A 10,787-nucleotide genomic window follows, 5' to 3' on the forward strand; every position below is an offset into this window, starting at 1 on the left:
TCTTGGTCGGGTTGCCGCCAGGCCATCTCGTCACCCTTCGTGAACACCGATGGCGGCGCTGGGCGGCACCGGACCTGTCCGGTGCCGCCGCTGCGTGCGTCCGGCGCCCACCCCGACGCGACGCGGTACCGGTGGGCCAACGGATCCGCCCGTTCCAGCTAGACTGCGGCGACTTCTCCGACCGATCGAACGAGGACTCCCGTGCGTGCCGACGCCACCAAGGAAATGCCAGCAGTGCCGGGTGGCACGGACAAGCCGGATCCGCTAGAAAAACCCCCCACGCCGCCGGCCGCCCGGCGCCCCGGAATCGGCCCGCTGCTGGCCGTGCTCGTCGCCTGCTGGCTGGTGCCGCTCGCCGCGAACGCCGTACACGCCGCCTGGCTGTTGCCCCCGCTGGTCCTGTTCGGCACGGCCAGCCTGCTGCGCTCCGGGCGTACCCTGCTCGACCGGGTGGTGCTCGCCCTCGCCCTGCTGGCCGGCCTCACCTGCGCCGCCGGCCTGCTCTTCAGCGTCTGGCCCTGGGGCCTGCACCCGGTGCCGGTCTCCGGGTTGGCGCTCACCGTCCTGACCCTGGCCGCCGCGCTGTCCCGGCGGGCACCCCGGCTGCCCCGCCCTGGCTGGTCCGACCTGGCCTCGCTGGCCGCCGCCGCCCTCGCCGCCGGCTACCTCGCCACTCCCTACCTGCGCGCCACCAGCTTCGGCCAGCGGCTCAACCTCGCCATGGTCGGCGAGGACAACGGACGCCACCCGGCTCTGTTCGACGTGATCGGCCGCCTCGGCGGCTACCTCTTCCTCGACCCCGACACCGCCCGCGAGCAGATCTTCTCCGGCCTGGTCCACTACCCGCAGGGCTGGCACTTCACCACCGCGCTGCTCGACGGCTTCCTGCGCAGCTCCGGCGACGCACCCACCGGGCCGGCGCTGATGGACCACTACGTGCTCTGGTGTCTCGCCACCTTCGGGATGCTGCTCATCGCGCTGATCTGGGCCGCTCAGCACGTCGCCGGCCTCCTGCACCCGCTGCGCCGACTGGTCCTCATCATCGCCGTCACCGCGCTGGTTCTCGGCACCGAACTGCCCCGGCTGCTGGTCGCCGGCTACCCCAGCGAGACGTTCGGGCTCAGCCTCTCGGCGATCCTGATCGCCCTGGTCGTCCGCCCCCTCCACCGGCTCCGCGAGCAACTCATCCTGGTCGGGGCGCTGCTGATCGGCATCGGCTTCAGCTACTACCTCTTCCTGTTCCCGATCGGTGCCATGGTGCTCTGCTGGCTGGTCGCCGACCGGCGCCGGCTGCGCACCCGCCCCGGCACCGTCGCCATCATCGCGGTGTTCACCGCCGCCCTGGCCCCGCTGACCGCGCTGCTCGGCGTGCTCGTCGCCGGCCAGAGCGAGGCGCTCGCCGCCCCCGGCGGCACACCGCCGGTCGAGACTTACAACGCCATGCTCGGCCTCGGTGCGCTCGTCGTCGCCGGCATCTTCGTCCAGACCAACCGCGGCGAATCCACCTGGCGGCGCTACCTCGTCGTGCTGGCCGTCGGCCTGCTCTTCTCCGCCGCCATGGCCGCCGTGAACCTCGCCAACGGCACCCAACCCGCGTACTACTTCGGCAAGACCGCGCACCTGGTCATCGTCGTGCTCATCGTCGGCACCGCCGTGCTCGCCCGACTGCTGCCCGTACCCGCGGAGAGCACCGATTCCGAGCCGCGACGCCGCCCGATCGCCGGCGCACTGCCCTCCGTCGCCACCGCCGCTCTGGTGACGATCGCGCTGCTCGCCGGCACCGGCCTGATCGGCTGGACCGGCGGCTTCTTCCACCGCACCGGCAGCAACGGCACCTGGGCGAAGGACTGGGCTGGACGCGACGTGCGGGCCATCACCCGCCCCGCGTCGGTCACCGCCGCCGCCTACCGGGCCTACCCGGCGATCCCCGGCACCGTCACCCTGGTGGTGGACAAGCAGGGCCCGCATGGATACCGGGAGTCGATCTTCCTGTCCGCGATGCAGGGCACCAGCGGTCAGACCGAGCCCGGCATCTACTTCACGATCTACGAAGAGCCCGCCCGGACCGCGGAGATCCTGCGTCGCGTTCCCCGCCCGCTGCGGCTCATCGTGGCCGACCCGGCGGCCCAGCTGGCCATCGATGGGGCACTCAAGGTCGACCCCTCCCTTCGGGAGGGTCTGACGCTGGTGCCGCTCAAGCCCGCCAGGCCGCGGTAGCCGCGCCGCGCCGTGCGGCAGGGCCGCGCGGTCGGCCACCACGCAGACTAGTCTCGTTGGTGTGAGCGGCGGGCACGCCGGCTCCGTGGGCGAGCGAAGCGAGTGGTCGCATGACGGTACGTCGGATCATGGGCACCGAGGTCGAGTACGGCATCTCCGTGCCCGGCCAGGCCGGAGCCAACCCGATGGTCACCTCGTCGCAGGTGGTCAATGCCTACGGGGCCCGCCCCGAACTCAACCGGGGCGGACGGGCCCGCTGGGACTACGAGGAGGAGTCGCCGCTGCGCGACGCCCGCGGCTTCACCTACTCCGGGGCCGCGTACGACCCGGCCGAGGCGTTGGCCGACGAGGACCTCGGCCTGGCCAACGTGATACTCACCAACGGGGCGCGGCTCTACGTCGACCACGCCCACCCCGAATACTCCACACCCGAGGTCACCACCCCCCGGGACGTGGTGCGCTGGGACAAGGCCGGCGAGCGGGTGATGGCCGAGGCGTCCCGCCGGGCGGCCACCATCCCCGGCAGCCAGCCGATCCACCTCTACAAGAACAACACCGACAACAAGGGCGCCAGCTACGGCGCCCACGAGAACTACCTGATGCGCCGGCAGACCCCGTTCGCCGACATCGTGGCGTACCTGACGCCGTTCTTCGTGACCCGGCAGATCGTCTGCGGCGCCGGCCGCGTCGGCATCGGGCAGGACGGCGGGCAGAGCGGCTTCCAGATCTCCCAGCGCGCCGACTTCTTCGAGGTCGAGGTCGGTCTGGAGACCACCCTCAAGCGACCGATCATCAACACCCGCGATGAGCCGCACGCCGACGCCGACAAGTACCGCCGGCTGCACGTCATCATCGGCGACGCCAACCTCTCGGAGATCTCCACCTACCTCAAGGTCGGCACCACCGCGCTGATCCTCACCATGATCGAAGAGAAGGCGCTCGGCGGCGATCTCGGCATCGCCGACCCGGTCAGCGAGCTGCGCGCGGTCAGCCACGACCCCACCCTGTCGCACCGGATGCGGCTGCGCGACGGCCGCCGGCTCACGGCACTGGATTTGCAGTGGGCGTACCTGGAGCGGGTCCGGTCCTTTGTCGACGACCGGTACGGCACCGACGCCGACGAGCAGACCGTCGACGTGCTGGACCGCTGGGAGAGCGTGCTGGACCGGCTCGGCCGTGATCCGATGCTCTGCGCCGACGAGCTGGACTGGGTGGCCAAGCTGCGGCTGCTCGAGGGCTACCGGGAGCGGGAGAAGCTCGGCTGGGGCTCGCACAAGCTTCAGCTGGTCGACCTGCAGTACTCCGACGTCCGGCCGGAGAAGGGCCTCTACAACCGGCTGGTCACCCGGGGAGCGATGAAGACACTGCTCACCGACGACGAGACGCGCAGCGCGATGACCGAGCCGCCGGAGGACACCCGGGCGTACTTCCGTGGCCGCTGCCTGGCGCAGTACGCCTCCGAGGTGGTCGCCGCAAGCTGGGATTCGGTGATCTTCGACGTGGGCCGGGAGTCGCTGGTCCGGGTGCCGATGATGGAGCCCGAGCGGGGCACCCGTGCGCACGTCGGAGCGCTGTTCGACCGCTGTGCCAGCGCCAAGGACCTGCTGGAGACGTTGACCGGGGGCTGAGCGCGGGTCCGGATGCCCGTCGGGTGCCGCAAGCCGGCGCGCGGCGGGCTTTTCGTCGCCTGCGCGAGGTAAGTTCATCGCAGACGATCGTGGAGGAGGCAGCAATGGCCACTCATGACAGCGGCGGCCAGTCGCAGTCCGGCAAGTCCCGCCAGGGCGAGGAGATCGAGGACGTCACCACCGAGGCCAACCCCGAGGTGGCCGAGCGGCACGCCGAGATCACCGAGGACGTCGACGACCTGCTCGACGAGATCGACTCCGTCCTGGAGGAAAACGCAGAAGAATTCGTGAGGGGCTACGTACAAAAAGGCGGGCAGTAGGGCATAGCCGGGCAAACCGGGCATGCCTTGTCCATCCGATGATCAGGACGGCCACCGCCGCTGCCGGGACTGCGGCGAGTGGCTGGCATCGGGGAGAAGGAGTTTCAGGAGCTCCTGGCCGAGCAGGGCGGGGTCTGCGCGATCTGTGGCGGCGCGGACCCGCAACATCTGGACCACGGCCATCGCACCGGATGGGTGCGCGGGATACTCTGCTTCAACTGCAACGGTGGTCTTGGCCAGTTCCGTGACAGTCCCATGAGGCTGGCCAGGGCGATCACGTACCTGAGAGGAACCACGTGGCAGCGGGCTTTGATCCATCCGGGCGTCTACCAGATGTGTTCACCAACGCGGGGACGTCCTCCTTCACCACGTTCTTGAGCCGGGTGGCCCCCGAGATGCTGCCCGGTCGGCGGCCGCTGCCGCCGGGCATGGCCGCCGACCTGGCGCCGCACGCGACGACCATCGTCGCCATCGCGGCCGCCGACGGCGTGGTGATGGCCGGCGACCGACGGGCCACCATGGGCAACCTGATCGCCCAGCGCGACATCGAGAAGGTGCATCCGGCCGACGCGTACTCGCTGGTTGGCATCGCGGGCACAGCGGGCATCGGGATCGAGCTGATGCGACTGTTCCAGGTGGAGCTGGAGCACTACGAGAAGATCGAGGGCGCGATGCTCTCGCTGGACGGCAAGGCCAACCGGCTGGCCTCGATGATCCGGGGCAACCTGGGCGCGGCCATGCAGGGGCTGGCGGTGGTGCCGCTCTTCGCCGGCTTCGACCTGGCCGCCGCGGACCCGGCGAAGGCCGGCCGGATCTTCAGCTTCGACGTGACCGGCGGCCCGTACGAGGAGACCGGCTACGACGCCATCGGCTCCGGCTCGCTCTTCGCCAAGTCCGCGCTGAAGAAGCGCTTCCGGGCCGGCATCACCGCCGCGGACGCGACCCGGCTCGCGGTCGAGGCGCTCTACGATGCCGCCGACGACGACACCGCGACCGGCGGGCCGGACCTGACCCGGCGGATCTACCCGGTGGTGATGACCGCGACCGCCGAGGGCACCCACCGGCTCACCGACGCCGAGACGGCGACGATCGCCGAGGGCGTGGTCGCCGGCCGGATGGAGAACCCGGGCGGTTGAGCCCCGTCCACCCCCACCAGTCAGCAGTCGTCAGCACCGCGCCGTAAGGAGAACCGCCGCCGTGGCCATGCAGTTCTACGCCTCGCCCGAACAGATCATGCGCGACCGCTCCGAGCTGGCCCGCAAGGGCATCGCCCGGGGGCGCAGCGCGGTGGTCCTGAGCTACTCCGGCGGGGTGCTCTTCGTCGCGGAGAACCTCTCCAGCGCCCTGCACAAGGTCAGCGAGATCTACGACCGGATCGGCTTCGCCGCCGTGGGCCGGTACAACGAGTTCGAGAACCTCCGGCGGGCCGGCGTGCGGATGGCCGACCTGAACGGGCTCAGCTACGACCGTCGGGACGTCACCGGCCGGGCGTTGGCCAACGCGTTCGCGCAGACCCTGGGCGCGATCTTCACCGAGCAGTCGAAGCCGTTCGAGGTGGAGATCTGTGTGGCGGAGGTCGGGGCCACGGCCGCCGACGACGAGCTGTACCGGCTCACCTACGACGGCTCGGTCAACGATGAGCCGGGGCGGATGGCGATGGGCGGCCAGGCCGAGGCGATCACCGGGGTGCTGAAGTCGAACCACCGGGCGGACATGTCGCTCGGGGAGGCGGTGAAGGTCGCGGTGCAGGCGCTGAGCAGCGTCGGCGGGGAGGGCGGTGCCGCCCGGACGATCGCCGCGAACCAGCTCGAGGTGGCCGTGCTGGACCGCCAGCGGGTCGGGCGGACGTTCCGACGGATCACCGGGGCCGCGCTGACCGCACTGCTGGACGGGGAGACGGCGCCGTCGACCGGCGACCTGCCGGACACGCCGAGCGTGCCGACCGGGGAGTCCGGTAAGCCGACCAGTTCCGCGGGCTCCGCCGACCTGGAGGATCGGCCGGGTCAGGCCGATCGCTGATCGTGTGACAAAGCGCCGGGGACCGCAAAGGCGGTCCCCGGCGCTCGTGTCTGCGGGAGTGTGTCTGCGGCGCTGGTGTCTGCCGGCGGGTGTGTCAGCGGCGCTGGAGCAGCGGCCGGGCCAGGGCCCAGTAGCCGGCGGCGACCGCGTTGAAAACGCCCATCCCGGGGGGTGAGTCGACGTTCGACGGTGCCACCCGGGCGGTCATCAGCTCGGCGATCACCCCGTCGGGCACGGTGCGCTCGCTCTGGAGCTGACGGCGGCGGGCGCCGACCCAGGACCGGTTGCGCCACAGCCAGCCCCAGCCGCGGGTCTTCTGCTTGGTCCAGCCGCCAGCGAGCGCGGCGGCGAGCATGGCGGCCTCGGTGAGCAGCAGCATCGGGGCGAGCACCACCAGCGTCCGGGTCTGGTACGCGGTGAGCAGGGTGACCAGTCGGTTGCGCTCCACCAGGTAGAGCTTCAGGTCGTTGCGGGAGAACTCGTAGTGATGCCGGACGACGGCGTCCGGAACGTACTCCAGGCGCAGGCCGCGCTGCCAGAGCCGCAGGCTGAGCTCGGTGTCCTCGTGGTAGGCGAAGTACTCGGCGGCGAAGCCGTCGAGGTCCTGCCAACGCTGTCGGCTGATCACGAAGCAGCAGCCGCTGAGCGAGGGGACGGTGGTGCGGCTGGCGTGGGCGGTGGCGGGTTCGCCGTTGCCACCGGCCCAGGACAGCCCGGTGAAGTGCAGCGGGTTACCGGAGGTGTTGATCAGCTCGGGGGTGTCGGCGAGCCGGATCGAGGCCATCGCGGCGCCGACGCCGGGGTCGGCGGCCACGGCGACGGTCTTGGCGAGGGCGTCCGGGGCGACGATGGCGTCGGAGTTGACGAAGGCGAGCCAGTCGCCGGTGGCCTCGGCGGCACCGACCCGGCAGCCGCCGGAGTAGCCGGTGTTCTGTTCGGGCCGGACCACGCGGACCTGGGGGAAGCCCTTGACGATGTCGATGCCGTCGCCGGTGCAGCCGTTGTCGACGACAATCAGCTCGATCTCGACGTCGGTGCTGGACAGGACTGCCCGAGCGGCGTCGACCAGGTACGGCTCGGCGCCGTAGGCGAGCATCACCGCGGTCACCTGTGGGCGGGTCATCGGATGCCTCCGGAAACGGCAGGGGCCACGGCGTCGTCGAGGGGCCGGGTGGGGGTGGGGGCGCGGTGGGTGCCGTCTCGCAGCAGCACCGCCATGGTGGCGGCCACGACGACGGAGCCGATGGCGTAGGCCAATTCGACCCGCAGGGTCACCGGGGCCGGGACGAGTGTCACGGCCACCAGAGCGGCGACGCCGGCGGTCCAGGCGAGCGCCTGGGCCCGGTGCCGGTCGAGGGCGAGCAGTGCCTGGCCGAGCACCATGGCCCACAGGTAGGCGAGGGTGGCGACGCCTAGCCAGGCGAAGTCGCCGTGGCCGAGGACGTCGGGCGCGTCGAAGAGAGTGCGTACCAGCCAGGGGCCGACCAGCACGGCGCCGATCGTTCCGGTGAGGCCGAGCGCGGTGACGATGCCGAGCGCGCGGCGCAGCAGGCTGTGGAAGCCGGCCCGGTCGCCGGTGGTGGCGGTGGTGGCCAGGCCGGGCAGCAGTGACGCCTGCATCGACCCGAAGACGAACAGCGGGATACGGACCAGCACGAGGGCGGAGAGCAGGGCGCCGGCGGCAGCGGTGTTGGAAGGGGCGAGCAACTGCAGGTTGATCACGCCGATGTTCACCACGACCTGGGAGAGCAGGCTGGAGACGGTGAGCAGGCCGAGGCCACGCAGCAGGGTGGCCCAGGCCACCGGTACGCCGCCGCCAATGGTGCGGAGCACCGGCGGCAGGGTGAGCAGGACGCTGACCAGCGGGGCGGCGACCAGCACCAGGCCGTACCAGACCGGGGAGGTCACCCCGGCGAGCCCGAGCAGGGCGACCAGGATGATGCGCAGCCCGCCGTCGATGCCGAGTTGGGTGCCGTACCAGGGGAAGAGTTGCAGGCCGGAGAGGACGCCGCGGGTGGAGTAGGCGATGGCCATCGCGACGAGCGCGCCGACCAGCACGGTGACCATGGTGCCGTCGCCGGCGAAGAGCCGGTCGGCGAGCGGCTGACGGCCGGCGGTGACGGCCAGCACCAGCACGGCGAGCACCACGGCGGCCACCGCGACGCCGCGGGTCAGCACCGGGCCCGGGGGTAGCCCCTGGCTGTGGCGGGCGGCGACGACCCGGGCGACCTCCTGCTCGACGGGCATGAACACGCCGATGCCGAGGGTGAAGACGATCGACCAGAGCACCGACAGGGAGGAGTAGTCGGCCTCGGTGAGGCTGTGGCCGGCGACCGCGAGGTGGACGTAGGAGGCGAGGCCGAGGAGACCCAGCCCGGCACCAACAGCGATGGTGCCGGGCGGGATCAGGCCCAGCAGGCGACGGATCACCGGCGGATGAGCGCCAGCGTGAGTACGGCGAACGCGCGACCGAGATAGATCATTGCCTTGGCGGGGGAGTGGCTGGGTGTGCCGGCCATCCGCTTGCGCATGGCGACCGGCACCTGCCGGATGCGGAAGCCGCGCCGGGCGGTGTGCACCAGGGTCTCCACCGTGTCGCCGAGGTATTCGGCCGGGTACCAGCTGGCGAACATCTCGATGACCCGCCGGTTGGCGGCCCGGAAGCCCGAGGTGGTGTCGGTGAGCTTGGTGTGGGCGACCCGGGACAGCACGGCGGAGAGCATCACCATCGCCCAGCGGCGGGGGCCGCGGACGTTGTAGTCGCCCTCGCCGGCGAACCGGGCGCCGATGACGAGGTCGCTGTCCTCGAGCAGGTCGACGAGCTTCGGCACGTACCGGGGGTCGTGCTGGCCGTCGGCGTCGATCTGGATGGCGACGTCGTAGTCGTTGTCCCGGGCGTAGCGGTAGCCGAGGCGCATGGCACCGCCGACGCCGAGGTTGTACGGCAGCGTGGCGACCCGGGCGCCGGCGGCGGCGGCGACGGCCGCGGTGCGGTCGGTGGAGCCGTCGTCGACGACGAGCACGTCGACACCGGGCAGCTCGCCACGAACCTCGCCGACCACGTCGGCGATGGAGCCCGATTCGTTGAGTGCCGGGATGATGATCAAGGTGCGCTTGCCGTTAACCATCGCTGGACACCAGTTCGTCTCGGGCCGCCCGGTCCGCGTCGATCTGCGCGCGGAGCAGGGCGAAGTCTTCGGCCAGGGTGCGGGTTTCCTCTTCCAGGGCGCTGACCTCCCAGCTCAGGTGCACGCACACCAGCAGCAGGAAGACGATGCCGAGGAAAAGCACCAGGCTGACACCGGAGGCGACACCGAGAAGTTCGGCGACGTTGTCGAGCAGCCGGGGGAACAGGGACAGCGGGATCACGATGATCAGCACGGCGAGCCAGAGCATGCCGTACTTCTCGCGCAGCTGACGACGGCGCAGCAACTCGACGATGGTGCCGAGCAGCAGTAGGCCGGTCAGGCCGGTGACGAGGGTGAGCTTCATGCGACCTTCCACGGGGCGGGTGGAGCGGGGGAGTCGAACGCGTCAACCAGGCTGGTGTGCCAATCCGGAAGCGGCGGGAGACCCGCGGCCGCCCAGCGGCTGTGCCCTAGCACACTGTACGCCGGGCGGGGGGCGGGACGCGGATACCGGTCGCTGGTGGTGGGTCGGATCCGGTCCGGATCCAGCCCGGCCAGCGCGAACGCAGCCCGGGCCAATCCGTACCAGGTCGTCTGGCCGGCGCAGGTGCCGTGGTACACGCCGGGGGCCGCGCGGCCGGCCAGTGCCGCGTCGCCGAGCGCCACCAGCCGCTCGGCGAGGGCGTACGACCAGGTGGGCTGGCCGTGCTGGTCGTCGACCACGTCGAGGTGCTCCCGCTGCGCGGCGAGCCGGAGCATGGTGGCCACGAAGTTCGGCCCGTGCGCGCCGTACAGCCAGGCGGTGCGGACCACGTACCCGGTGTCGGGCAGCAGCCGGGCGACGGCCTGCTCGCCGACCAGCTTGCCGCGGCCGTACGCGTTGACCGGCGCGGTGGGCGCGTCCTCCGGGTAGGGGGTGTGCGCGTCGCCGGCGAGGACGTAGTCGGTGGAGACCTGGATCAGGCGGGCTCCGTCGGTCGCGCACGCCGCCGCGAGGTTCGCCACGCCCTGACCGTTGACGGCGGTGGCCGCTGCCTCGTCGGCCTCGGCGCCGTCGACGTTGGTCCACGCCGCCGCGTTGATCACGACGTCGTGCCCGGCCACCGCGGCGCTGACCGCGGTGGGATCGGTGACGTCCAGGTCGGCCCGGGTGGCGGCGGTCACCTTGAGGTCGGGCCGGGTCGCCAGCACGGCGACCAGGTCCCGGCCGAGCATTCCGCCGGCGCCGGTGAGGAGTAGTCGGGTCATGCGGTGGGGGTGGTCTTGAGGGGTTCCCACCAGGCGCGGTTTTCCTGGTACCAGCGGACGGTGTCGGCGAGGCCATGGTCGAGGTCGATGCTGGGGCTGTAGCCGAGTTCGTCGTGGATTTTGGTGATGTCCAGGGAGTAGCGGCGGTCGTGGCCCTTGCGGTCGGCGACGGGGATGACGCGGTCCCAGTCGGCGTCGCAGGCTTGCAGGAGGAGGCCGGTGAGTTC

At 71.5% G+C, this 10,787-nt stretch carries 11 protein-coding genes and 1 pseudogene; 6 read left to right on the forward strand and 6 right to left on the reverse strand.

What is annotated here, in order from left to right:
* Positions 1-201 precede the first annotated feature (201 nt).
* The 6 genes from ABZV00_RS37230 (at position 202) to prcA (ending at position 6,184) form a co-directional block, all read left to right on the forward strand.
* Positions 202-2,217, forward strand: a complete 2,016-nt coding sequence (locus tag ABZV00_RS37230) for a hypothetical protein (protein ID WP_355615181.1) — start codon at positions 202-204, stop codon at positions 2,215-2,217.
* A gap of 110 nt (positions 2,218-2,327) precedes the next feature.
* Positions 2,328-3,845: a depupylase/deamidase Dop gene (gene dop, locus ABZV00_RS37235; protein WP_355615184.1), complete on the forward strand. Its 1,518-nt coding sequence runs from the start codon at positions 2,328-2,330 to the stop codon at positions 3,843-3,845.
* Positions 3,846-3,949: 104 nt separating this feature from the next.
* A complete protein-coding gene (locus ABZV00_RS37240; protein ID WP_030332902.1) occupies positions 3,950-4,165 on the forward strand; it encodes a ubiquitin-like protein Pup in 216 nt (71 codons plus the stop codon).
* Positions 4,166-4,243: 78 nt separating this feature from the next.
* The gene (locus ABZV00_RS37245) at positions 4,244-4,543 is read left to right on the forward strand and encodes an endonuclease VII domain-containing protein (protein ID WP_355615187.1); all 300 of its coding nucleotides are present in this window, start codon (positions 4,244-4,246) and stop codon (positions 4,541-4,543) included.
* The gene (gene prcB / locus ABZV00_RS37250) at positions 4,462-5,301 is read left to right on the forward strand and encodes a proteasome subunit beta (protein WP_355615190.1); all 840 of its coding nucleotides are present in this window, start codon (positions 4,462-4,464) and stop codon (positions 5,299-5,301) included. The genes ABZV00_RS37245 and prcB overlap by 82 nt, the downstream gene beginning before the upstream one ends.
* A 61-nt stretch (positions 5,302-5,362) precedes the next feature.
* On the forward strand, positions 5,363-6,184 hold the full coding sequence (prcA, locus tag ABZV00_RS37255; protein WP_355615193.1) for a proteasome subunit alpha: 822 nt from the start codon (positions 5,363-5,365) through the stop codon (positions 6,182-6,184).
* A gap of 94 nt (positions 6,185-6,278) precedes the next feature.
* On the opposite strand, the gene ABZV00_RS37260 is transcribed toward prcA, so the two are convergent.
* From ABZV00_RS37260 to ABZV00_RS37285, 6 genes and pseudogenes are all read right to left on the reverse strand, one after another.
* Positions 6,279-7,307 (reverse strand): glycosyltransferase family 2 protein, encoded by a 1,029-nt coding sequence (locus tag ABZV00_RS37260; protein WP_355615196.1) that lies wholly within the window; start codon positions 7,305-7,307, stop codon positions 6,279-6,281.
* Positions 7,304-8,614, reverse strand: coding sequence for a polysaccharide biosynthesis protein (locus tag ABZV00_RS37265; RefSeq protein ID WP_355615199.1), 1,311 nt, complete (start codon positions 8,612-8,614; stop codon positions 7,304-7,306). The genes ABZV00_RS37260 and ABZV00_RS37265 overlap by 4 nt, the downstream gene beginning before the upstream one ends.
* Positions 8,611-9,312, reverse strand: coding sequence for a glycosyltransferase family 2 protein (locus ABZV00_RS37270; RefSeq protein WP_328416883.1), 702 nt, complete (start codon positions 9,310-9,312; stop codon positions 8,611-8,613). The genes ABZV00_RS37265 and ABZV00_RS37270 overlap by 4 nt, the downstream gene beginning before the upstream one ends.
* Positions 9,305-9,676, reverse strand: coding sequence for a DUF2304 domain-containing protein (locus tag ABZV00_RS37275; protein WP_328416881.1), 372 nt, complete (start codon positions 9,674-9,676; stop codon positions 9,305-9,307). The genes ABZV00_RS37270 and ABZV00_RS37275 overlap by 8 nt, the downstream gene beginning before the upstream one ends.
* Complete coding sequence (rfbD, locus tag ABZV00_RS37280; protein WP_355615201.1) at positions 9,673-10,560, reverse strand: dTDP-4-dehydrorhamnose reductase; 888 nt, start codon at positions 10,558-10,560, stop codon at positions 9,673-9,675. Before rfbD ends, ABZV00_RS37275 begins: the two co-directional genes overlap by 4 nt.
* Positions 10,557-10,787: pseudogene (locus ABZV00_RS37285) on the reverse strand (dTDP-glucose 4,6-dehydratase); the annotation flags it as partial. The pseudogene ABZV00_RS37285 and the gene rfbD, both read right to left, overlap by 4 nt.

This window comes from Micromonospora sp. NPDC005173 (genome assembly GCF_040608515.1).
Lineage (GTDB): Bacteria > Actinomycetota > Actinomycetes > Mycobacteriales > Micromonosporaceae > Micromonospora.